This window comes from Rhodococcus sp. JS3073 (assembly GCF_026810085.1).
Classification (GTDB): domain Bacteria; phylum Actinomycetota; class Actinomycetes; order Mycobacteriales; family Mycobacteriaceae; genus Rhodococcus_F; species Rhodococcus_F wratislaviensis.
This window is the reverse complement of sequence record NZ_CP113952.1, coordinates 708340-730364: the sequence shown is the minus strand read 5'-3', so window position 1 is coordinate 730364 and position 22025 is coordinate 708340. Positions and strand designations below refer to the sequence as shown.

Sequence of the window (22025 nt, the reverse complement as noted above, 5' to 3'; positions counted from 1 at the left end):
TGTCATCGTCCCTCGAAAACGGGGGTCCGTCGGGTGGTGTACGCGTCGAGCGCCTCGATCGAATCGGCAGTGGTCATCGCCACCGCCTGGTGTGAGGCGATGAGATCGAGCGCCGACCGCAGATCGCCGGTATCGGATTGGCGGACCGCGTTCTTGATCATCTGGACCGCCGCGGGGGGCTGCCGGGCGATCTGGGTGGCGAAGTCCTCGAGTCGGGCGTCGAATTCGTCGGCGGCGCAAACTTCGTCGACGAGATTCCAGTCAAGGGCCTGTTCGGCGGCGACGAACTCGCCGGTCCACAGCAGCCGCAGCGCGCGGGGACGGCCGATCAGCCGCGGGAGGTAGAAGCAGCCGCCGTCACCGGGCACCAGGCCGACGCGGATGTACCCCTCGGAGAACCGCGCCGCAGCCGAGGCGATCCGGTAGTCACACATCAGAGCCATATCCATCCCGGCACCGACGGCGGGGCCGCTCACACCGGCGATCAGGGGTTTGGTCAAGTCCTCGACCGCGCGAGCCACCTGGTGGACCGTGTCGGTCATCAGCTTCCGGTTGGTCAACGGTGTTCTATCGATCTCGCCGATGTCGGCGAGATCGGCTCCGGCGCAGAAGGCCTCACCCGTGCCGCGGACCACGACCACCCGCACCCGCTCGTCACGCTGGAATTCGCGCAGCGCCTGCGCCCAGTCCTCGAGCATGTCGACGGTGAAGGAATTCTTCTTCGCGGGCCGGTTGAGGGTGATGCGCCCGATGTGGTTGTCGATGGTGACGAGAAGGTCACCTCCGGAGAAGGTCATAACAGTGCGTCTCCATTCGCGGTGCAACGGGTCGGGGGGTCGAGTGGCTACGCGGGCGGTCACGCGCGGCTCCGCTGCCGATGGTCGAGGTCATCGAGGATCGATTCGGTGTGCTGCCCCTGGGCGGGGCAGTGCCGGCGCAGTTGCGCCGGTGTCTCGGAGTACCGGACCGGGTGCCCGATCAGCTGGTAGGGGCCCTCGGTGGGGTGGTCGGCGGTGGTCAGCAGACCGCCGTCCTGCGCGTAGCGGCTGGACGCGCTGTCGGCGAGGCTGTAGACCGGATGCGCCGGAATGCTCGCGTCGTCGCACAGGCGCTGCCACTCGGCGGTGCTGAACTGTGCTGTCAGGGAGCGCATTCTGGCGTACAGGGCATCGGCGTGCGCTACTCGACCGGCCATGGTGGTGAACCGAGGATCTGCCGCTGCCTCGGGGTCGCCGGCGAACTCGAAGAAGTCCCGCCAGTTCGCGTCGTTGTAGGGCAGGATGCACATCCACCCATCGGCTGTTCGGCAGGCCTTGCGTTCCCGGCTGAGCACCCGCCGATAGCCGTAATCGCTGTCGTCGGACGGATGCAGTGTTGCTCCGGCGAGGTGTTCGACGAGATTGAAAGCGATCATGGTGTCCGCCATCGGAATTTCGACGTGCTGTCCGCGCCCGGTACGGTCCCGGTAATGAAGGGCTGCGAGCACCGATTGCACCATCATCAGCCCGCACACCTTGTCGGCCACCACCGACGGGATGAAGTTCGGCTCGCCGGAGACTTGCTCGTTGAGCCACACCAGGCCGGTGGCGGCCTGGATGATGTCGTCGTAGGCCGCGTTGTCGCGCATCACCGAGTCGGACCGAAAACCTTGTGCGGTGGCGTACACCAGGTGTGGGTTGACCGCGGCGACGTCCTCCCATCCCAGCGACAGCCGCGCGAGGGCGCCGGGACGGACGTTGGTGATGAAGACATCGGCGGTCTCGAGCAACGCGAGTAGCGAATCTCGATCGGAGGCATCCTTGAGATCGAGTGTGACACTTCGCTTGTTGCGGTTGAGATTGAGGGTGGGTCCACCCATTCCCGGATGCCGTTTCGGGTCGAACTGCCGGGTCGGATCCCCGCCGGGGGCCTCGACCTTGATCACGTCCGCACCGAGGTCACCGAATTGCTGACCGGCGTAGGGGCCCATGATGACCGTGGCCAGTTCGATCACGCGGAGCCCTTGCAGGGGACCGCCTGCCGGAACGGGATGGGTGGATGGTTCCCGCCCAGGGGGAATGGATGCGCTCGATCCGATCGAACCGGTGTTGTCGTGCTTCACACCACAATGAAAGCCCCAATACCGATCGATATCCAATACTAATTGTGGCATCATTAATATGATGGAGGATATGGATTTTTCGCGACGGCTACTCGAGCAGTTCGTTGTGGTCGCCGAAGAACGCCATTTCACCCGCGCTGCCGAGCGCCTGTCCATGAGTCAGCCACCCCTCACGCAGGCGATCAAACGGCTCGAGAAGACCATCGGCGTCCCACTGCTGGAACGAAGCACCCGCCAGGTGCAACTCACCCCCGCCGGGGAGGCGTTCGCTCTCGACGCACGCCACCTCCTGGACGCGCAGAGTTCCGCGACCGAACGCGCCAGGCGGATCGCGCAAGGAGCGGAGGGAACACTGCGCCTCGGATTCATCAGCGGGGCCTCGTACATCTCCGTCCCCGCCCTGATCGGCTTGGTCCATGACAACTTGCCGGGACTGCGCATCCACCTCTACCAACGCACCTCCGCCGAACTCGCCGATATGGTGCGCAGCAGACGGCTGGACTTAGCCATGGTGCGAGCTCCACTGTCCGACCCAGACGATCTCGATATCCGGCTCCTGCACGACGAACCGTTGGTATGCGCACTTCCTGCCGAGCATCTTCTCGCGTCCCGGGACAACATCGCCCTTGCTGCGCTACGGCATCAGGATTTCGCGCTGCCGTCCTCGACCGCGATACCGGGCCTCAGCGAGTTGATCTACTCCGGTTGCCGCGCTGTAGGTTTCGAGCCCAGGGACGGCGGCCGAGCCGACAGCCTGATGGGGATGCTGGGCCTGGTAGCCGCCGCCCACTGTGTGTGTCTGGTTCCGCGGGAGATCCGGGAGGGGGCTGTTCCGGGGATCACCTACCGGCCTCTCGTCGACGCCCCGCACCTGCAAACACTCGTCATCGCCAGTGCGGCACGTAACGACTCCCTGGTCGACCGTGTGATGGCGCTCGTCGGACGCTCCGCGTAAGGAGCGTGACCGCCCGGCACCACGCCGTGGTCGAGCTGCGAGTAGTCGATCGGCACGACGTAACGTTCGGGCGATCAGCCGAGTACCGACCGAGTCGGGCGCGGCACTCGTCGTCCGACCCTCGGTTGGCTTCGAGCACGCGGAAGCTACGACCCAGAAACCTCACATTGTCCAGACAGCGCCGTCCGTGACCTTCGTGGCAAGTGAGCTACCGAGGTGCGACCACTGCGGCTTTACCACCGTCTTCACGCGCACGACCGGCTCCCCGACGGTGTCGATGGCTGACCGTAGCCGACGTGCTGCGTGAAAGTGCGTCTGTAGCGGACGTCGTCAGCCTGCCAGGGGTTCGGCGGCGGGGGCGTTGATGGCGTCGTAGAACTGAAGTGCGCTCGCAACGGCGACGGGCCCACCCACGATGATGGTTCCAGCGACGGCTCCGATGGCGCCTGCGGCGGCTCCGGTCACCAGGCATCCTCCGAGAAATCCGGGGACCGCGAGGGTGCCGACTGTCGGCACGGCGACCGCGGATCCGACCAGCGCTCCTCCGGCAATACATCCGATCCCGGCACCGATCGCCGTTCCGATCAGGCTGCCCATCCCGACGCCGAGCGCAACTTCGGTACCGAAGTTGATGATGGCAGCGCTGAATTCCGGTGACCGAACATCCAGGGCGGTCGGTTGCAGTGGGAGCGCTGCATCCTTCCGCGGCGTGGCGGTAGCGGGTTCGGTGCTGGGTGTGAGGGTGGCGCTCCTGCCGTCGATCTGAGCGGCGACCGGCCATTCTTTCCCGTCCCGGTAGTAGGTCAGCGGGAAGCCTGCTACCAGATTCCCGGCGCCATCGAGTACCTGGAACTGGTTGCCTTGGGTGGTCAGCGAGCCAGCATCGGTCGTCAGGACAACGGACTTGTCGACGATGCTCGCGGTGTAGTGGATACCGGGAAGGATCTCCGTCTCGAGGGCTGATGCATGGGTGGTGTCGGCCTGTTCCGGGACGGCACTGGCGGTGCTGGTGATGGCGACCGCTGCCGTAATGGCAAAGGCTGTCACCGCAATGAGTCGTGTCATCATCATCGGGGTCTCCATTGTGAAGGGGGCGGGGAGGGGCGTGCGAGTGTGGGTTGCGGGGTGGGGTCAGTGAGCGACAGTGCGTACAGCAACGGCGCCCTGAGAGGTCCCCGGGCGCCGCTGTGTGTTCTTTCCGGTCAGTTGTCGAAGACTCCGAGCTGACGTAGCAGCGTCCCCGAGTCCCAGTACGAGCGTTCTTCGAGCAACTGTCCGTCGAGGTTGCATTTGAGCAGGTTGACGCCGCGTACCTCGATGCGGTTGCCGGTCGGTGCGATTCCGTCGAGGTCCCCGGTATGGACTCCGGTCACGGTCCATTCGACGGTGGCCGTCTCACCATCGTCGGCGACGACGGAACTGTGGAACTCCATCGAGGAGAAGGCGTTCGTGAAGGCGCTCATCGCTTCGGCGATCGCGGCTCGGCCGGTGGCCGGGCCGGGTGAGGTCATGTCGTGCAGGACGCCGTCTTCCGCGAAATGCGCGGCTATAGCCTGGTGGGGCTGATCGGCCGCCCATGCCTTATCCATGTCCTTGACGAAGTTGTGCAAGCCGGGGCGCACGGGAATTCCCTTCTGTGCCCCGGTTGGCCGTGTTCACGCACGGCCAACCCGGGGAAAAATAATGGACGAGTGTGGGATTACGGCGGTGATCGGAGCCGCCCGCTCGGGGCCAATGCCCCCGCCTGGATTGACGGCCGCGGCGATCCTTACGTGCCGTCACCGCTGCGGCGCGTTGACACCCGACGATCGACGACCTCGCCGTCCGGACTTCCGGCGCACTGGCTGCCGAGTCGCCGGAAAAGACAGGGGCTCTCAGGCCCGCTGGGCGCCGGCCGCCTGATCGCGGACCACGTTCCGGGCGGCGAGGGCGCCGCTTTCGAGAGCGCCCTCGATCCACCCGACGAACGAGGGTGCGATGTCGCTGCCGGCGAAGTAGACGTGGCCGTGCGGCTTCTGAATGTCCGGGACTGCCGATGACAGCTGTCCGGGACGCATCATCATCCAGGTGCCCTGCGAGAATTCGTCGTCCAGCCAGTCGTGTCCGTCGGTGTCGACGACCTCGAGGTCGGGCACGTACGCGCGCAAAGCGTCCTGGACGGCGTCCTTGTCGTCGGGGTCGATCGCGGTGGCGTCGGGACAGAAGCACACGATCAAGGTGTCACCGTCGAGGCGGTATTCGGTCATGGCGATGGTGATGGGGTTGGCACCCAGCGGGGCGTAGGCGGTGAACGCCTCGATCTCACCCTTTACCCGGACCCACATCTTGCGGTTGCGCATCGGATGTCCCTCGTCAGCGAGGCGCTGGCTGCCCTCGCTCAACGCGGGCGAGAACTCGATCGTGTTGAGGGCGTTGACCGGGACGGTCACGACGACGGACTTGGCGCGGATGGTCTCCCCCGCTCGGGTGGTGACGACTACTTCGTCGCCGTCGTTCGCGATTGCCGACACCGGAGTCGACAGCCGGATATCGGCGGAGGATTCGGCGGCAATCGCCTCGATCAGGCTCTTGGTTCCGGTCGCGATACGCCAGTAGGCACCCGACTCCCAGAGAACACGCCAGTCGCCGAAATACAGTGCGGCCCAACGGAGAATCTGCGATACCGCCTGCTGGTCCGGTGCGGCGACCGTGTAGGAGAGGATGCCGTCGAGCATGTCACGTTCTGCCGGTTCGAGATCGAGCCGCTTCATCCGATCGGTGAAGGTCTCCAGGTCGATCTCCCCGATGTCCGTCGCGTGGACATCGTAAGGGAATGGGAAATGCTCACGGGCGTCCTCGACGAACCGCTCCATGCCCGGGCCCGCGAGGGCGTCGAATTCCGCCTCGGTGCCCGAGTGCAGTGCGCCGTCGGCCAGCCAGTGGACGCGGTCGATCGGCACGGGTGTCGTCAGTTCGAGACCGTGGCGCTGCATCTCCCGCCACAGGTTCGGCTGTGTCCAGTGCACGTAGGCGCCGCCGAGTTCCACCGGCCGCCCGATCTTGCCATCGGTGTAGGTACGGCCACCGATGCGATCGCGTCCCTCGAGAACGACGACCGACTTCCCCTCCGCGGTCAGATCTCGGGCGGCGGTAATGCCGGCGAATCCGGCCCCCACGACAACTACGTCAAATACTTCGTTCATCGACACTCTCTCCTTCATCAACTATGAGCGCGATCACAACCTAACACCTCATAACTTCATATACTAGAGGTTGTAGTGTTAATTCTCGAGGTGGCGATCTGAGAGTCCCGCGGACTTCGAATGGCGTGCCGGGGCCGTCCTATCGCCCACCTACACTCCTGGTAGGGCCCACATTGCGCTGCACCCGTTCTAGGCCGGTTCCTGTGATGAAAATGCCGAAAGGGCCGCCGAACGGACCGTGCCACGCGCCTACCTTCCAACAGGGTCTGGTGCGTGGCACGGATCGCTCGGCGGCCCGCGGACCGTCTTTGGATCAAGGGGAGAGTGTGGATTCGTCAGACGGTGACGGCGTGAGCCGACTCGAGTCCATGCGCTTCCGCGACAGGTGCGTTGGTTACCAGCCCGGCGTGGGTGTTCAGGCCCCGTGCCAGGGACTGGTCCTCGCCCAACGCCTGCTCCCACCCCTTGTTCGCCAGGGCGAGGGCGTAGGGCAGTGTGACGTTGGTCAGGGCATGGGTGGAGGTGTGCGGCACGGCGCCGGGCATGTTCGCCACGCAGTAGAAGATCGAGTTGTGCACTTCGTAGGTGGGCTGGGCGTGCGTGGTGGCGCGTGAGTCCTCGAAGCACCCACCCTGGTCGATGGAGATGTCCACCAGCACCGATCCAGGCTTCATCCGGCTGACCAACTCGTTGGAGATCAACATCGGGGCCTTGGCGCCGGGCACCAGCACCGCGCCGATCACCAGGTCGGCGTCGAGGACCGCGTCTTCGATCGCATAGGCGTTGGAGGCCACCGTGCGCAGGCGCCCTTGGTAGGCGCGGTCCGCGGCGCGCAGCGCGTCGACGTTCCGGTCCAGGAGCGAGACCTCCGCCTGCAGGCCCAATGCGATCGCCGCGGCGTTCATCCCCGAGACACCGGCACCGATCACGACGACCTTGGCCGCCGGTACACCGGGCACCCCGCCGAGCAGCACGCCGCGACCGCCACCGGCCCGCATGAGGTGGTACGCACCGGCTTGCGGGGCCAGTCGACCGGCGACCTCGCTCATCGGTGCCAGGAGCGGCAGGGTCCCGTTCGGGGTCTGCACCGTTTCGTAGGCGATGCCGGTGACCTGACGTTTCTGCAGCTCTTCGGTCAGTGGCTTGTCTGCGGCCAGATGGAGGTAGGTGAACAGGATCTGCCCCTCGCGCATCCGGTGATATTCGGCTTCGATGGGTTCTTTGACCTTCAGAATAAGGTCACCGGTGTCCCACACATCGTCGGCAGAGGAGAGGATCTTCGCGCCCGCGGCGAGGTAGTCCTCGTCCGGGATCGACGATCCGACACCGGCTGCCTCCTCCACGAACACCTCGTGCCCGGACGCGACCAATTCATGCACGCCGGCCGGGGTGATGGCCACGCGGTACTCATGGTTCTTGATTTCTTTGGGAATGCTGACCTTCACAGGACCCTCACTTCGGTCGTTCGTGGTTGGTGAAACGCGTGGTGCCGCAAGTGCAGCGGACCTTCGGCGCGGCGCGAAAAAGGACGACATAGACCCGCGGGTCGGCGCCGACCACCGCGGTCGGTGACTGCGGGCCGAGACGGACGCGATGCGTCGTCGTGGGCGGAGGTGTACCCGGGATCTGCGGCGGGCATGAGGCTCAGCCCACGTCCTCGAGAAGGGCTTTATGCCGCATCCGTTGCGCCGGCGTGCCGCCGGCGATGACGACGCCGGTCATCGTGGATTCTCTGAAGTAACCGACCACGACACCCGCCGATGCCCATCCCGGGGTGAATCCACCTTCCAAGACCTCGATGCGGTCTGCGTGGTCGGTGCGCCCGAATCCCTGTATCCGGACGTCGAATTGGTCGCTCCAGAAGGTCGGCAGCGGCGCGAACGGCGCCGGATCCCCGTCGCCGTTTGCATCGGGGCTCAGCCCTCGGATCAAGGTGGCAGCGGCGCGCTGCGCGGTATCGGCCGGGATGGACCAGTGTTCGACACGGCGCGGGGTGCTGTCGAATCGGGGGTTCGGGAAGCGAGCAACATCGCCGACCGCCACCACATCGTCGCGGCCTTCGACGCGCATCATGTTGTCGCAGAGGACGCCGTCGGACAGGTCCAAGCCGTTCCCGGCGAGCCATTCGACGTTGGGCCGTGATCCGACTGCCTCGACGAGGAGGTCGGCTGCGAGTTCGGTGCCGTCGTCGAGGATGACCGTACCGAGCACCTCAGGATCCGATGACCGGCCGCCCAGGGCCGAGACGGACCTGCCCAGTTCGAAGGTCACACCCTGCTCTTCGTGGAAGGCCTGCAGGGTGCGGGCGAGGTCGGTGCCGAGCGGGCGGAGCATCGGTGCGGCGAACGGCTCGACGACCGTGACCTGACATCCGGCGCGGCGGGCACTCGCGGCGACCTCGCAACCAATGAAGCCGCCGCCGACGACCACCACAGAAGTTGCCGCCGTCAGCTGATCGCGCAGTGCGATCGCATCGTCGAGGGTGCGTAGTACGTGCCGGTGAGAGCCGAAACCGTCGATCGACAACCGGCGGGGTCGCAGTCCGGTCGCAACGACCAGACCGTCATAGCTGAGTGTGCGCCCGTCGCCGGTGTGCAGGACGTGATCCGCCAACACGGCCCCGGTTACCTCGGTGCCCGTCACCCAGGACACATCCTCGACGTGCGCGCGCCGCCGCAGGGCGACACCCGGGTAGTTGACCAGCTCGGCCGCGCCGAGAGCACGGGCGTCGGAGGCGACCAGAACGTTCTTCGACAGCGGCGGACGATTGTAGGGCAGGTGCACTTCGGCGCCGACGACCGCCAGCTCACCCGACCAGCCGCTTACGCGCAGTTGCTCAGCGGCACGCAGCCCGCCGAGGGATCCGCCGACGACGACAATCCGTGGCGACATCGGTTAATCGTCCACACGAATTGTCTGAACGGGGCACACGTCCGCGGCTTCTTCGACGGACGCGCGCAGCGACTCGTCCGGCGCCGACTCCCAGACCAGCTTCCCGTCGTCGTCGAACTGAAATACCTGCGGCGCGCTGAAGATGCACTGTCCGTGGTCGGCGCACACAGCGGTGTCTACGGTGACTTTCATTGTCGGATCTCTCTTCCCTGAGTGGTGGGCAGCGGTATTGCGATGGGTACAGTCGGGGCCTGCCGGATCTGCCCGGCGGGTCAGGAGTCGCTGTGCTGGCGTACCCGACCGTCGACACGGTCGAGGAACGCCCGGAACAGAGGGCTCGTCGGGTCCTGTTCGGGATGCCACAGCACACCGAGCGCGAACGCGTGCTCGGGGGACTCGATGGCCTCGATCACCCCATCCGGTACTGAGCGCGCACTGACCGTCAACCCGTCGCCGAGTCGACCGACCCCCTGGTGGTGTGCCGAGTGCACGGTCGCGGTGTCGGATTGGTAGGCGCCCGCGGCGACCGTGTCCGGAACAAAGATGACCTCGTGCTTGCCGAACACACCGTCGTGGGCAGCGTGATCGTCGTGGGCGAGCGAGTCGGGCACGTGCTGGTCCAGCGTTCCGCCGAAAGCGAGGTTGAGCATCTGCATTCCACGGCAGATGCCCAGGATCGGGACGTCGAGTTCGAGGGCCCGGCGAGCCACTGCAAGCTCGGCGCGATCGCGCACCACGTCGGGCTCGGCCGTCGCGGTGTGCGGGGATTGGCTGTAGGTCGCCGGGCCGATGTCACGGCCCCCGGCGAGGATGACCGCGTCGACGAGATCGAGGACTTGGTCAGGGTTTTCGGCCACCTCGTCATCGGCCGGGAACAGCAACGCAGTCCCCCCGGTGCGCCGGACGGCCTCGACATAGGTGGTCGGCAGCATCGCGGTGGGCACGTTCTTCCACATACCGAAGTCCCCGTGTTCGACGCCGACGACGATGCCGACCTTCACACGCCCGGAATTGTTCGAGGAGTGCATCGTGGTCACCTCAGCCGATCGTGAAGGGGTCGCGGGTGGCGCCGGTCAGTTCCACCCAGACCGCCTTGGTTTCGGTGTATTCGAGGACCGCCTCGGGTCCGTTCTCCCGCCCCCAGCCACTCATCTTGAATCCACCGAACGGCACGCCAGGTCCGGCCACCCGGTAGGCGTTGATCCACACCGTGCCGGCGATCACCGCGGCGGCGACGCGGTGTGCGCGCTGCAGGTCACGGGTCCACACTCCGGCGGCGAGCCCGTACTTGGTGCCGTTGGCCAGCTCGAGAGCTTCCTCCTCTGTCGAGAATCGCGTCACCGCGAGCACCGGGCCGAAGACCTCCTCCTGTGCGATGGTCATGTCCGGCCGAATGTCGGTGAGGACGGTGGGTTCGACGAACAGTCCACCGAGGCCGGCGGATTGACCACCACCGGTGGCGACGGTGGCCCCGTCGGCGACCGCCTTCTCGATCATCCCGAGCACCGAGGCAAGCTGCGTCTCGTTCGCCACCGGTCCCATCTCGGTGGCCGGATCCGTCGGATCTCCCAGCACGATGGTCTTTGCCCGGCGCACGATCAGCTCGACCAGCTCGTCGTGGACGGACTCGTGGACCAGCAGGCGCGATCCGGCCAGGCAGGTCTGCCCGGTGGCCGCGAAGATGCCGGCGATCACACCGTTGGCGGCGGCCTCCAGATCCGCGTCAGCGAACACCAATTGGGCGGACTTTCCGCCGAGCTCGAGCAGCACCCGCGTCATGTTCTGCAGCGCCGCGCGGCCGACCTCGACACCGACCGTGGTGGAACCGGTGAACGCGATCTTGTCGATGCCGTTGTGGCTGGCGAGTGCCTTGCCGACCTCCGGTCCGGTGCCGGTCAGGACGTTGAAGACACCCGGGGGGAAGCCCGCCTCGTTCATGCGCTGGGCGAATTCGAGGGTGGAGGCCGGGGTGTAGTCCGAGGGTTTGACGACGAGGGTGCAGCCGGCGGCGAGGGCGGGCGCAAGCTTCCACGCCAGCAGCATCAGGGGTGAGTTCCAGGGCAGAATCGCACCGACCACCCCGACCGGCTCGCGACGGGTGTAGATGAAGAAGTTCGGGCGATCCGACGGCAGGGTGTCGCCGCCGAGCGTCTCGGCGATCCCGGCGTAGTACCGGTACCACTGTGGGAGATAGGCCATCTGGCCGGTCATCTCGCGCAGCAGTTTGCCGTTGTCCGTGGTCTCGACGGCTCCGAGTGCGGCGGCATCCCGCTCGAGCAGGTCCGCGAGTTTACGCATCAGCCGTGCTCGCTCGGCGCCGGTCGCGGTCGACCACGATCCGGTCGACAGGGCCGTGCGGGCGGCGGCCACGGCCCGGTCGACGTCGGCGGCGCCTGCGTCGGGGGCCGTCGACCAGGGCTCCTGGGTGTACGGGTTGACGGTGGCGTAGGTGGCGCCGGAGTCTGCGGCGACCCAGTGCCCGTCGACGTACATCTGGTAGGCGGGCAGACCGGTGGTGTCGATCGTGCTGGTCATCGGGTTTCTCCTGGGGGTCATTCGGTCGGCAACGAGAGTGCCGCGGCATCGACGAGCACCGACCGCAGGATGGTCTCGATCTCGGCGAAGTGTTCGGGGCCGGCGATGAGCGGCGGCGCGAGTTGGATGACGAGATCCCCGCGCATGTCCGCCCGGCAGATAAGACCCCGTTTGTAGAGTTCGGGGGCAAGGAAGGCCAACAGCGTGCGGCCCTCGGCCGGCGAGAAGCGTTGCTTTGTCGCCGTGTCCTTGACCAGTTCGATCGCCCAGAAATAGCCCGCGCCGCGCACGTCCCCGACGAGGGGGATATCTCGGAGCGACTCGAGCATTCCGCGCAACACCGGTTCGTTGGCGCGCACGTTCTCGAGCATCTTCTCGCTCTCCATCAGCTCGATGTTCGCCAGCGCGACCGCCGAGGCGACCGGGTGACCACCGAAGGTGACGCCGTGCATGAACACGTTGTTGTCGGCGAGGAACGGCTCGATGACGCGGTCGGAGGCGATGACCGCCCCCATGGGCGCGTAGGCCGAGGTGAGGCCCTTCGCGGTGGTGATGATGTCGGGCACGTAGTCGAAGCGCTGGGCGCCGAACCACTCCCCCAGCCGCCCGAACGCGCAGATGACTTCGTCCGAGATCAGCAGGACGTCGTACTGATCGCAGATCTCCCGGACGCGCTGGAAGTAGCCCTCGGGCGGGACGAAGCAGCCCCCCGAGTTCTGAACGGGTTCGAGGATCACTGCTGCGACCGTGTCGGGTCCCTCGAATTCGATCCGTTCCCGGATCGCCTCGGCGAGTGCATCCACCGTATGCGGGTCGAGCCGGTACACGTTTGTGTTCGTTACGTGGCTTCCGCCAATGGGCAACGGCTCGAAGGGCACTCGTGCCGGCGACAACGCGGTGGCCGCCAACGCGCCCAGGGTGGTGCCGTGATAGGCGGTGTTGCGGGAGATCACCTTGTACTTGCCGGCATTTCCCCGAATCTTGTGATACTGCCGGGCGAGCTTGAAGGCGGAGTCCACGGCTTCACCGCCACCGCCGACGAAGAACACCCGGTTCAGGTCCGCGGGTGCCAGGTCGGCGATCTTGGTCGCGAGCTCGATCGCGCGGGGATGGGCGAAGCCCCAGGTCGGGAAGAAGGCCAGCTCGGTCGCCTGCTTGGCGGCGGCCTCAGCCAGTTCGGCGCGGCCGTGACCGACGTTCACGCAGTAGAGCGAGCTCAGGCCGTCGAGGTACCGGTTCCCGTGCTTGTCCCACACGTAGCAGCCCTCGCCGCGGACGATGACCGGGACTTCGGCCCCCTGCGCGTACGCTCCCATGTTGCTGAAATGCATCCACAAGTGTCTGCTCGGGTCGGAATCGATGGCTTGCACGGGATTTGCGCTCAACTCGACTACCTCCACTCTCACTCAAAACCGAATCTTGCCTTCTAACCTCTGACATTATAGGTTTGATTTATGGATGTCAACGGAGGAGCGAGAGCATGACGATGGTGCGCAGTCAGAACTTCATCGGCGGTCGATGGGTCGACCCCGCCGACGGCGCGCGTGCGCCGATCACGGATCCGGCCACCGGGAAGGTGATCGGCGAGGCGGCGGTGAGCTCACGCTCCGACGTCAACGCCGCGGTCCGCGCCGCCGAATCCGGTTGGCAGACATGGCGCGAGACGACGCCGCGGGAGCGATCGGAGTCGCTCTTCCGCTTGGCCGATGCCATGGCGGAGCACAAGAGCGAGCTGGCCGATCTCGAATCCGCGAACGTGGGTAAGCCCATCCTGCTGGCGCGCGGCGAGGTCGACGAGGCGATCGACGGTCTTCGTTTCTTCGCCGGCGCGGTACGCACCGGAGAGGGTCTGGCGTCCAACGGGTTCCGCCGCGGTACCACCTCGATCGTGCGCCGCGAGCCCATCGGTGTCGTCGGCCTGATCACGGCGTGGAACTTCCCCCTGATGGGCGCGATCTGGAAAGTCGGTGCCGCACTGGCCGCGGGCAACGCGTGCGTGCTCAAACCCGCCGAGCAGACCCCGCTCACGACGCTGGCATTGGCCGAACTCGCGACTCCGATCCTGCCGCCCGGAGTCCTCAATGTCATCACCGGGCAGGGCGATCCGGTCGGCTCCACGCTCGCTCAGCACCCCGCGGTCCGGATGATATCGGTCACCGGTGCGGTCACCACGGGGAAGGCGGTGGCCACCGCGGCGGCGCAGACCCTCAAGCGGGTGCATCTCGAATTGGGTGGCAACTGCCCTGCCATCGTGTTCGCCGATGCCGATCTCGACGCCGCCGTGGCGGGAATTCGTCACGCCGCCACGGTCAACTCCGGCCAGGTCTGCCTGGCGGCGCCGCGACTGCTGGTCGAGAAGTCGTGTTACGACGATCTCCTCGATCGCCTGGTGCCCGCGTTCGAATCCGTCCGCGTGGGGGCACCCGACGAGGGCGAGCACATCGAAATGGGACCCCTCGCCTATCGCGGGCACCGCGACCGAGTCGTCAGCTATGTCCAGAACGCCCAGAACGCGAAAATCCTCACCGGACAGGCCCCGGCGTACTCCGACAGCAATTTTGTTGCGCCCACACTGATCACCGGCGTCGAGCAAGGCGATCCGGTCGTGCAGGAGGAGATATTCGGGCCGGTCGTGACCGTGCAGTCCTTCGACAACGACGCCCAGGCGGTGGAGTGGGCGAACGGCACTCCCTTCGGCTTGGCCGCATCCCTGTGGACCGGCGACCTCGGCCGGGCGATGCGCAGTGCCCCGCGCCTCGAGTTCGGCACCGTGTGGATGAACGACCACTTGTCGATGCTTCCCGAGATGCCGCACGGCGGGGTCAAGGATTCCGGTTACGGCAGCGAGGGTTCGAGCTACGGTATCGATGAGTTCACCCAGGTCAAGCACGTCTGGATCAAGCACGGCTGACCGGTGAGACGTGATGTCCCGGCGCGCCGATCGCGGCCGCGCCGGGACATGCGTCCAGACCGGCTGGTTACCTCAACAGATCTGAAATCAAGCTTGCGGATGGCCGAACAAGCGGATAACATCTAATGCCTGATGTTATATTTATCACTCAGGGTTCGAGCCCTGGGTTCCCCCGTGCGCCGCACGCAGCTTCGACCGGAAGCCTCGCTTGATCGAGCGCGGCGCCGCACAATATCTTGAGACCCCGGAGGCCAAGTATGCCCACCACCCGCGAACACGCGACCCCACTGGAGCTGGCGCTCAGCGATCCCGCCCGCGAGCCCGAGCTGGAACGGTGTCGGCGACTGTTCGACGAGCGCGATGTCACACACATTCACTGCCAGTATGTGAGCGTTCAGGGCCGCGTCCTCAGCAAGGTCATGCCCGTGAAGTATTTTCTCGGCACCGCCGCCCGCAAGGGTGTGCCCTTCGGCTACGCGGCGGCCGGCGGCCTGCAGGCGAGTCTGGCCGGTGAGCTGCTGGGACCGGGCGGCATCAGCACCCGGGAAGGTCTCCTGGTGCCCGACCTGGCCACGGTGCAAATCCTGCCGTGGGATCCGAGTGTCGCACGGGTCTTCTGCGACCACTTCCGCTCGCTGCGTGAGGAGGTCGGGCCGGGTGAACCGGAGGAGGCCGACGCCCGCGGCAACCTCAAGCGCGTCATTGCCGCCTTCCGTGAAGAGACGGGGCTCGAACTTAGGACCGGGTGCGAGCCGGAGATGAGCTGGTTTTCCGGCCCGGATGCCATCGACCGCTCCGCCTCCTTCTTCCCCGACTGGGTGGGCCCCTCTTATCACCTCGAACACATCGCGGAAATGATGCCGATCCTCAAGCGCATCACGCAGTATGCCCAGGAATTGGGTTTCGAGATGATCCAGTCCGACTACGAGGACCCCGGTCAGCTCGAGTGCAACTTCCAATACGACAACGCCCTCGCAACAGCAGACCGGCTGATCACCTACCGGCAGATCTGTATGGCGGTGGCGAAGGAGTTCGGTGTTCTGGCTACCTTCATGCCCAAGCCGGTCCCAGGCATCATGGCCAACGGCTGCCACCATCACGCGAGCCTGTGGCGCGGCGAGGACAACGTCTTCGCCGACGATGACGACCTCACCGAACTCGGCCGGCACGCGCTCGGTGGCCTACTCGAGCACACCCGCGGAATGACCGCACTGCTCGCGTCGACGGCAAACTCCTACGCCCGCTTCTGGGATGTCGGCCTGTTCGCGCCGGCGGTCACCAACTGGGGATATGACAACCGCACCACCAGCTACCGCGTGTTGCCCGGACGCGTCGAAGTCCGCTCCCCCGATGCGGCCGTCAACCCCTACCTGTCCCACGCCGCGCTGATCGGCGCGATGGCCGACGGCATCCGCCGCAACCTCGATCCCGGCAAACCCGAACTCGGCAACGCCTACGCCGGAACCTCTGACGATGCTTCCTCGACGTTCGCGCCGCCGCCGCTGACCTTGACCGAAGCCTTGGACGCCCTCGAGGACGACAAGGCGGTCCGCTCCATTCTGCCCAGCGCGCTCTACGACACCTTCACCGCCTGCAAACGCGACGAATGCAACCGGCGAACCGGAGCAATCACCAACTGGGACTTCGACACCTACCTGCGTTACACCCCGTAACACGCCATTTCGGACCCCGCCGGAGGGCGGGGTCCGATCCTCCATGCCGGTATCACCTTTAGAAGGACCCTAACCGTGAGCGATCTCGAACTCATTCAATCCGGAACTCTCGTCCTGTGCTCCACGGACATCGCCGCTCCCCCCATGACCTCGGTCGTCGACGGGGTGCGATTCGGCTACGAACCCGACCTCGGTCGTACACTGGCCAACCACCTGGGCCTCGACCTGCAGTGGGTCGACGTACGCCGGTGGTCCGATTTCGTGCCGACACTGACCGAACTGCGATGCGACGCGATCTTGTGCAACCAGGCCATCACCCCCGACCGCGAAGAGGTCGTCGACTTCACCACCCCCTACGGACGGTTCAACGAAGGCGTCGTCGTCCGAACAAACAGTCCCATCCACTCGGCCGCCGACCTCGTCGGCCGCAAAGTCGGAGCCATCACCGGAACCACCAACATTGCACTCGCCGCCTCGTTCGCCGGTGCCGAGGTCGTCGAATTCGGCTCCGGTGACGACGCCTTCCACGAGATGGCCGACGCCGCCGCCGACGGCACCATCGACGCGTTCGTCGACGACGAGATCGTCCTGCCCGCACTCGAAGCCACCGGCACGCTGCGTGTCGCCTTCATCGCACCCACACGCAACCCATACGGCATTGCGGTGCGCAAGGATTCGAATGCGCTGCGCGCCGCACTCAATGGCGCGATCCAGCACCTGATCGCCGACGGCACGCTCGCCGAAATCTGGCACAACTCCTTCCCGACCAAGGCATTTCCACTGTGAAACCGCCGTCCCATGCTCGGCGCGGCATCACGCTTCCATGAATGGGGGCTGGGCGGGCGCCGACATCTGCACCTGTACGACGGCGGTCGCCCGCCCAGCTCGGCCCGTGGAACACGGGCTACTACCAAAGAGCACACCCCGCAATGGCTGGGAGAAAACCCATGCCACCGACGGTGACACATCCCGACGACGACATTCTCGACCTGGCCCTCTTGTGGGCACCGATCGGCGGCCCCGGACAGGATCGGGGATCTCTTCCACATCGAGGTCGATGACTACCGTCGCCGCCTACTCACCGCGATTCGATTCCACCACAAACACATTCCCGAACGCGCCCGCGCCGAGCACGTGCACGGATCATCGATCCTCGCAGGACCCGAGGAACAGCAGTACGAGACTCACCCCCCGCCACCCGATGGATTGTCGTCCGGGCCGATCGTCACTCCGAGCAGGTCACCCGACTCCAGGGACGACCTCCGCCGGCACTTCAGGACCAATCCCGCACACTTCGAATGACATACTCCGGAAGGCAGCTGTTTCCATGTATGAACCGAGCACCAACCGCAACTGTCATTCTGACCCCATGTTGGAGCCTGCCCGACAACCCCCGACCGATGAGCACCCAACGCTGCACCACCTCGCTCGCCGTCAGCGGCTGCGTGACAGGATCCGCGCGGAAAGACACTCCTCCCACCTTCCACAGGAATCAAACCACCTGATTCGCCTCGCGCAGAGCTGGATCCCATACGGAGGCCCGCCCGCAGACGAAGTCATGGTCCAGTTCGGGATGACTACCGCCCGCTTCTTGGACGCACTTCGACAGACGATCAACCAGTCCGACTGCGATCCCAGCATCGCGCGCCGCATACACACCGCCTACTTCACGCGCCCAACGACACGATAGACACTGGCGCGCGGTCGGGATCGGTTCCAAGGACTCAATGCGGCGACGCACTCGTCGCCATCCAAAATCGACTCTGAGGCGCTTACGGATGACCGACCGTCCTTGATCGACGCGATCCCGGCCTCAGCCGCCGCCCTCGAGGTGTAACCCTGGCTCGCCGCGATGATCTCACCGTTAGCGGCCTTCAGATGTAACCGGAACTTCGCACCGCCGTGTGAGACATTGTGAGCTTGGAGGGCTAGGCCCGAAATGTCGACTCGGACAACGAGGGTGGCGCAATTATCCGGTGCTCTCCATCCTGGACTTGAAAGACCAGATGAGCTTGAGCAACAGAAGCATCCGAAGCCCCATCCAGATACGAGACATTGGTTTGCCCACGATTTCCGAGGTAGTACGCACCATTCACCCCACGATGAACGGTTTCCCGAAGCCGGGAATTGACCTCCCTGAAATCCCTCGGTGAGGCACATCTCGACCATGCCAGTGCCAACAGATGCACCATGTCGTAATGAATCCCGGCGCTCGAGAGCCCTGGTCGCTCGCCGAACCGCCGGTTGAACCGCTCCCCGAAGTGCCGACCGAATCGGTCACCGTAGAGGCCGGTGACGGTGGCCCAGAGAAGTCCCTCTGCAGCCTGACCGGCTTGCTCGAGGAAGCGCGGCACGGACGGCGCATACAGGGTGTAGATCAGCGGAGCCGGCAGCTCGGACCGGATGAGCTGGACGAAAGCCGCAACTTGCGGAGCTGAGAAGTTTGTCACCATCACCGGTTGGGTGAGCGGGTGTCGGGGTGGTGTTCACACAGCAACCGCCGGAAGGCACTGGCGATCTCGGCCTTGGACGCCGACGAGGACAGTCCCAGCACCTGATACGGGTCCCGATTGGCGGCCGCCATCTCGTTTCTTCCCTGCGATGCGCCGGAGAAAAGGTGGTCCCGGGCGTCGGGGTGCCGGAACCACCAGAGCGGGGCGAGCCCGACCCGCACGAAAGGCCCGCCCCGCTTTTCCTGATTCTCGTGAATGTGACGGGTGGGCACTGCCCCGCCCGGAACAGCCGACGAACACCGTCTGCCACTGATGGCCGTGCGCCCCGGTCGACCCGACACAACCACCACGGATCGTGTCGGGTGCGCGGTCGGCGCCGTCGTGTGGTCCTTTTCGTTGATCGGCGGTGCCGGGCGGTGTGCCCGGGGTTCGCCGCGCCGCGCGCGAAGCATCGACAGGTGAAGGAGGCGGCAGCGGTCGAACCCCGTGAGCTGGTGCACTCGTCTGATTTATCACCCCTTTTCCGAACTACATCACATACGAAACACCCTCTTGGGGATGGTCTTTCCGGGTGTCGGTGGCGAGCGCTGCGTTGCCCGGATCTCCGGGACCGGAGGAGCTGACACCGTCCACCCCATCGAAGCGGGAGAGGATGGCCGCGGCGGACCGGCCGTCGCAGTCGCCAACCGAGTGAGCAGGACCACGGCCTGCGGTGTGAGCGCGTCGGCGAGGATGCGGTCCGAATCGGCCTCGAGCACTGCGTAGTCGAGCTCGTGCCACGGCCACACCACTTCGTGTTCGCTGCGCTCCGGGATGACGGTGGTGTTCACCTCGGTGACCATGTTCGCCGATGTCATGTCCTGTTCACCCCCTCCCGAGCCGTGTCATCTCGGTCGAGCGTTGACGGTCTCCCTGTCGACCGCGCCTCAGGCGGTGACCGCCTTCTTCTCCGAATGCCCACTACTGATCTCGATCTTGCGGGGCTTGGCCTTCTCCGCGACCGGAATCGTCAACCGCAGCACCCCGGCGTCGTAGTTCGCCTCGATCTTGTCCGCATCGAGGTTCTCCCCCAGGAACAGCTGTCGGCTGAACACCCCGCGCGGCCGCTCGGCGGCAACCATCTCTCGGTTCTCGTCGAGCGCGGATCGTTCGGCGCGCACCGTGAGCGTGTTCTTGTCGACGTCCAGATCCAGTGAGTCGGCATTCACGCCGGGCAGATCAAACTCCACCACGAACCGGTCGTCCTCACGCCGGGCGTCCATCGGCATCACCGCCGGGCGGGCCGCGGTGCCGAGGATCTGCTGTGTCAGACGGTCGAGGTCGCGGAACGGATCCGTACGCATCAACATCATGTCCACCTCCTGAAACCCTCTTCATTCCACCAGGTAAACTCCAGCAGATGCTGTAGGTTTGGTATAGCACCTGTCGTAGACTATGACAAGAGGTTGCGCGAGAAAATTCCTGATCGGAGCAAAAGTGCCCGAAGAATTCGAGCGGTACGATTCCGAATCACCGTCGCTGCGCGGTGTTTACGGCATTTCGGTGGCCGCCGAGCTGTCCGGGTTCGGGGTCGCCGCGCTGCGCCTATACGAGGACTACGGGTTGATCACCCCCGGCCGCACGATCGGCGGCACCCGTCGCTACAGCGACTACGACTTGGCCCGGCTCAAACGCATCGCCGAACTCATCGACGCGGGCGTCAACCTCGTTGGAATCGGCCGGGTTCTCGACCTCGAGCACCGCACCAGCGAACTCGAACGCGACAACCGCCGCCTGGAAGCCGACAACGCGCAACTGCGCGCCGAGCAGCATCCAGAGACCACCACAGACCGCACGAGCACCGCCCGTACCCCCGGCATCGACGAACACGAACACCACTGAAAGCGCCGGGCCGCGCCGCTTCGGGCGCAGGACGCGCCGGGAATGGCATCAGCGACGGAATGATCGGTCACGGTGCTGTTACCGCGGTGGCTGCCTCGGCACGGCATATCCCGCCCCCACCTGCAAGAAATCCGTGGCTAAATGTTTTTAGCCGGAATGCATCATCGTGTTCGGCAGGAATAGACCGACGTGGATCCCAACGAGATCCGAAGCGGTCAGAGGCCAGGATGGCGATACGTCCCGGCGGGTCCAGGTGGCGTACCGCCCGATGTAGGAAATCGATGGATTCGAGGACCCCACTTGTGGTTCTCGATGGCGAAGCGCGGTGTGCCCGATCCTGCGTTGCCGATGTCCGGATATGTGTGCGAGGCGGTGTCGGCGTTGGCGTGATACACGTGGCGACAGGCGTACCGCGGCATCGACTCGGGTACCCGGTCCGGGGTGGGGCAAGGCGATGTCGAGAAGCCCCGCGTGAGCCTGTCGGTCACGGTCGTTGGGCTCCGGCAGCTTTTACCAAGCCTGGTCGAGGGAGCGGAGTGGGCTGAGCGCCAATCTGCGGTCACCAAGGTCCGTTTTGGCCATCGCCACACCGGCCTCTGGATTGACTCGCTTGTTTCACTCGGGCGATTTCAGGGCCTCAGACTGCAATTTCCGGAGCCAGGCGTCGATTCGTTCAGCGACCTTCTCCCATCCCGGCTCAAGAAGCATGTGGTGAGCCATGTTCGGGAAGATCTCGGCGTCGGTGCCGTAAGCGCGCGCTGTTGCTCGCACCTCCTTGAGGGAGGAGGCATGATCCTGGTCGGCGCCGAGCACGAGCATCGGAGCCGACACCCGCTTCGGTTTCGGTAGATTGAGTGCGAGCATGTCGAGAAACGCCCGGTGACTCTCCTCCTGCAACCGGGCAAAGTAACGCTCGACGTCGGCATCCGGCATCTGCGCTGAAAACATATGGTCACGAGCCAGTTCCACGGTCCCGACGAGACGATGCGGACTTAGTGTGAGCGTTTCTGCGAGGACCGCTCGCGGGTGCCGGCGCGTCGCTCTCAGCGAAGAACGCCAGATCCCGCTCGAAGGGGCGGACGCAAGCAGGACGCCGGCCGGAGCACTGTGGGATTCCAGATACTTTTGCACGATGAATCCACCCATGGAGTGGCCGATGACCACTGGCCTTGACGGAAGTTCATCCGCGACCGCGGCCACATCGTCGACGTAATCTGCGATTTTCACCCAGCGAAGCGGCTTCGAGCTGGGACTTCCGCCATGACCGCGCAAGCTCACCGCGAGTGTGTGGTGGCCTCTGCTCGCGAAGAAGTCGAGGAAGTGCTCATCCCAACACCAAGCCGCGTGCCACGCTCCGTGTACGAAGAGCAACGATGGACCACTCCCGTTGCGAGTACCCCGTTCGATTACCTCCAGCATCGCTGACTCCTCCGCGTTCAGAG

The 22025-nt window shown here is 65.4% G+C and carries 21 protein-coding genes and 1 pseudogene; 5 read left to right on the top strand and 17 right to left on the bottom strand.

The features are described 5' to 3' along the window. Nucleotides 1-2: 2 nt before the first annotated feature. On the bottom strand, nucleotides 3-797 hold the full coding sequence (locus OYT95_RS41210) for an enoyl-CoA hydratase/isomerase family protein (RefSeq protein WP_268792377.1): 795 nt from the start codon (nucleotides 795-797) through the stop codon (nucleotides 3-5). A gap of 59 nt (nucleotides 798-856) precedes the next feature. Continuing rightward, the gene (locus OYT95_RS41205) at nucleotides 857-2101 is read right to left on the bottom strand and encodes a CaiB/BaiF CoA transferase family protein (RefSeq protein WP_268792376.1); all 1245 of its coding nucleotides are present in this window, start codon (nucleotides 2099-2101) and stop codon (nucleotides 857-859) included. Between the two features lie 70 nt (nucleotides 2102-2171). Between OYT95_RS41205 and OYT95_RS41200 the strand changes: the two genes are divergently transcribed. Then, nucleotides 2172-3056 (top strand): LysR family transcriptional regulator, encoded by an 885-nt coding sequence (locus OYT95_RS41200; RefSeq protein WP_268792375.1) that lies wholly within the window; start codon nucleotides 2172-2174, stop codon nucleotides 3054-3056. A 330-nt stretch (nucleotides 3057-3386) separates the two neighbouring features. On the opposite strand, the gene OYT95_RS41195 is transcribed toward OYT95_RS41200, so the two are convergent. The 9 genes from OYT95_RS41195 to OYT95_RS41155 all read right to left on the bottom strand — a co-directional run bounded on the left by OYT95_RS41195 (nucleotide 3387) and on the right by OYT95_RS41155 (nucleotide 13065). Next, nucleotides 3387-4127 carry a hypothetical protein gene (locus OYT95_RS41195; RefSeq protein WP_268792374.1) on the bottom strand — a complete coding sequence of 247 codons (741 nt, stop codon included), beginning with the start codon at nucleotides 4125-4127 and terminating at the stop codon, nucleotides 3387-3389. A 131-nt stretch (nucleotides 4128-4258) separates the two neighbouring features. After that, nucleotides 4259-4645: an ester cyclase gene (locus OYT95_RS41190; protein WP_268792373.1), complete on the bottom strand. Its 387-nt coding sequence runs from the start codon at nucleotides 4643-4645 to the stop codon at nucleotides 4259-4261. 285 nt (nucleotides 4646-4930) lie between these two features. Continuing rightward, a complete protein-coding gene (locus tag OYT95_RS41185; protein ID WP_268792372.1) occupies nucleotides 4931-6238 on the bottom strand; it encodes a flavin monoamine oxidase family protein in 1308 nt (435 codons plus the stop codon). A 335-nt stretch (nucleotides 6239-6573) separates the two neighbouring features. Next, nucleotides 6574-7683, bottom strand: a complete 1110-nt coding sequence (gene ald / locus OYT95_RS41180; protein WP_268792371.1) for an alanine dehydrogenase — start codon at nucleotides 7681-7683, stop codon at nucleotides 6574-6576. A gap of 199 nt (nucleotides 7684-7882) precedes the next feature. After that, the gene (locus OYT95_RS41175; protein ID WP_268792370.1) at nucleotides 7883-9130 is read right to left on the bottom strand and encodes an NAD(P)/FAD-dependent oxidoreductase; all 1248 of its coding nucleotides are present in this window, start codon (nucleotides 9128-9130) and stop codon (nucleotides 7883-7885) included. A 3-nt stretch (nucleotides 9131-9133) separates the two neighbouring features. Further along, entirely contained in the window at nucleotides 9134-9322 is a 189-nt protein-coding gene (locus OYT95_RS41170) for a ferredoxin (RefSeq protein WP_268792369.1), read from the bottom strand. An 80-nt stretch (nucleotides 9323-9402) separates the two neighbouring features. After that, nucleotides 9403-10158, bottom strand: coding sequence for a gamma-glutamyl-gamma-aminobutyrate hydrolase family protein (locus OYT95_RS41165; protein ID WP_268792368.1), 756 nt, complete (start codon nucleotides 10156-10158; stop codon nucleotides 9403-9405). A gap of 10 nt (nucleotides 10159-10168) precedes the next feature. Then, nucleotides 10169-11665 (bottom strand): aldehyde dehydrogenase, encoded by a 1497-nt coding sequence (locus OYT95_RS41160; protein WP_268792367.1) that lies wholly within the window; start codon nucleotides 11663-11665, stop codon nucleotides 10169-10171. Between the two features lie 17 nt (nucleotides 11666-11682). Beyond that, nucleotides 11683-13065, bottom strand: a complete 1383-nt coding sequence (locus tag OYT95_RS41155) for an aspartate aminotransferase family protein (RefSeq protein ID WP_268793286.1) — start codon at nucleotides 13063-13065, stop codon at nucleotides 11683-11685. Between the two features lie 80 nt (nucleotides 13066-13145). Here OYT95_RS41155 and OYT95_RS41150 point away from each other — a divergent pair, with 80 nt between their 5' ends. The 3 genes from OYT95_RS41150 (at nucleotide 13146) to OYT95_RS41140 (ending at nucleotide 17035) form a co-directional block, all read left to right on the top strand. Beyond that, nucleotides 13146-14576 carry an aldehyde dehydrogenase family protein gene (locus OYT95_RS41150; RefSeq protein ID WP_268792366.1) on the top strand — a complete coding sequence of 477 codons (1431 nt, stop codon included), beginning with the start codon at nucleotides 13146-13148 and terminating at the stop codon, nucleotides 14574-14576. A gap of 257 nt (nucleotides 14577-14833) precedes the next feature. Continuing rightward, entirely contained in the window at nucleotides 14834-16249 is a 1416-nt protein-coding gene (locus OYT95_RS41145) for a glutamine synthetase family protein (protein WP_268792365.1), read from the top strand. Between the two features lie 75 nt (nucleotides 16250-16324). Continuing rightward, a complete protein-coding gene (locus OYT95_RS41140; protein WP_268792364.1) occupies nucleotides 16325-17035 on the top strand; it encodes a substrate-binding periplasmic protein in 711 nt (236 codons plus the stop codon). Between the two features lie 975 nt (nucleotides 17036-18010). Here OYT95_RS41140 and OYT95_RS41135 read toward each other — a convergent pair. From OYT95_RS41135 to OYT95_RS41115, 5 genes and pseudogenes are all read right to left on the bottom strand, one after another. Then, a pseudogene (locus OYT95_RS41135) lies at nucleotides 18011-18190 on the bottom strand (YegP family protein); the annotation flags it as partial. Continuing rightward, nucleotides 18178-18702 (bottom strand): hypothetical protein, encoded by a 525-nt coding sequence (locus OYT95_RS41130; protein WP_268793301.1) that lies wholly within the window; start codon nucleotides 18700-18702, stop codon nucleotides 18178-18180. The gene OYT95_RS41130 and the pseudogene OYT95_RS41135, both read right to left, overlap by 13 nt. Further along, a complete protein-coding gene (locus OYT95_RS41125) occupies nucleotides 18702-18974 on the bottom strand; it encodes a DnaJ domain-containing protein (RefSeq protein WP_268792363.1) in 273 nt (90 codons plus the stop codon). Before OYT95_RS41125 ends, OYT95_RS41130 begins: the two co-directional genes overlap by 1 nt. A gap of 261 nt (nucleotides 18975-19235) precedes the next feature. Continuing rightward, nucleotides 19236-19559 carry a hypothetical protein gene (locus OYT95_RS41120; RefSeq protein ID WP_268792362.1) on the bottom strand — a complete coding sequence of 108 codons (324 nt, stop codon included), beginning with the start codon at nucleotides 19557-19559 and terminating at the stop codon, nucleotides 19236-19238. A 69-nt stretch (nucleotides 19560-19628) separates the two neighbouring features. Beyond that, entirely contained in the window at nucleotides 19629-20051 is a 423-nt protein-coding gene (locus OYT95_RS41115) for an Hsp20/alpha crystallin family protein (RefSeq protein WP_268793285.1), read from the bottom strand. 127 nt (nucleotides 20052-20178) lie between these two features. Between OYT95_RS41115 and OYT95_RS41110 the strand changes: the two genes are divergently transcribed. After that, on the top strand, nucleotides 20179-20583 hold the full coding sequence (locus OYT95_RS41110; protein WP_268792361.1) for a MerR family transcriptional regulator: 405 nt from the start codon (nucleotides 20179-20181) through the stop codon (nucleotides 20581-20583). Nucleotides 20584-21198: 615 nt separating this feature from the next. Here OYT95_RS41110 and OYT95_RS41105 read toward each other — a convergent pair. Beyond that, on the bottom strand, nucleotides 21199-22002 hold the full coding sequence (locus OYT95_RS41105; RefSeq protein WP_268792360.1) for an alpha/beta hydrolase: 804 nt from the start codon (nucleotides 22000-22002) through the stop codon (nucleotides 21199-21201). Between the last annotated feature and the right edge of the window lie 23 nt (nucleotides 22003-22025).

Coding starts and splice junctions, on each gene's coding strand:
- OYT95_RS41175 (WP_268792370.1), bottom strand. CDS start 9,130: ATGTCGCCACGGATTGTCGTCGTCGGCGGATCCCTCGGCGGGCTGCGT.
- OYT95_RS41115 (WP_268793285.1), bottom strand. CDS start 20,051: ATGTTGATGCGTACGGATCCGTTCCGCGACCTCGACCGTCTGACACAG.
- OYT95_RS41165 (WP_268792368.1), bottom strand. CDS start 10,158: ATGCACTCCTCGAACAATTCCGGGCGTGTGAAGGTCGGCATCGTCGTC.
- OYT95_RS41210 (WP_268792377.1), bottom strand. CDS start 797: ATGACCTTCTCCGGAGGTGACCTTCTCGTCACCATCGACAACCACATC.
- OYT95_RS41170 (WP_268792369.1), bottom strand. CDS start 9,322: ATGAAAGTCACCGTAGACACCGCTGTGTGCGCCGACCACGGACAGTGC.
- OYT95_RS41200 (WP_268792375.1), top strand. CDS start 2,172: ATGGATTTTTCGCGACGGCTACTCGAGCAGTTCGTTGTGGTCGCCGAA.
- OYT95_RS41160 (WP_268792367.1), bottom strand. CDS start 11,665: ATGACCAGCACGATCGACACCACCGGTCTGCCCGCCTACCAGATGTAC.
- OYT95_RS41105 (WP_268792360.1), bottom strand. CDS start 22,002: ATGCTGGAGGTAATCGAACGGGGTACTCGCAACGGGAGTGGTCCATCG.
- OYT95_RS41150 (WP_268792366.1), top strand. CDS start 13,146: ATGACGATGGTGCGCAGTCAGAACTTCATCGGCGGTCGATGGGTCGAC.
- OYT95_RS41120 (WP_268792362.1), bottom strand. CDS start 19,559: ATGACATCGGCGAACATGGTCACCGAGGTGAACACCACCGTCATCCCG.
- OYT95_RS41190 (WP_268792373.1), bottom strand. CDS start 4,645: ATGGATAAGGCATGGGCGGCCGATCAGCCCCACCAGGCTATAGCCGCG.
- OYT95_RS41195 (WP_268792374.1), bottom strand. CDS start 4,127: ATGATGATGACACGACTCATTGCGGTGACAGCCTTTGCCATTACGGCA.
- OYT95_RS41145 (WP_268792365.1), top strand. CDS start 14,834: ATGCCCACCACCCGCGAACACGCGACCCCACTGGAGCTGGCGCTCAGC.
- OYT95_RS41130 (WP_268793301.1), bottom strand. CDS start 18,702: ATGGTGACAAACTTCTCAGCTCCGCAAGTTGCGGCTTTCGTCCAGCTC.
- OYT95_RS41185 (WP_268792372.1), bottom strand. CDS start 6,238: ATGAACGAAGTATTTGACGTAGTTGTCGTGGGGGCCGGATTCGCCGGC.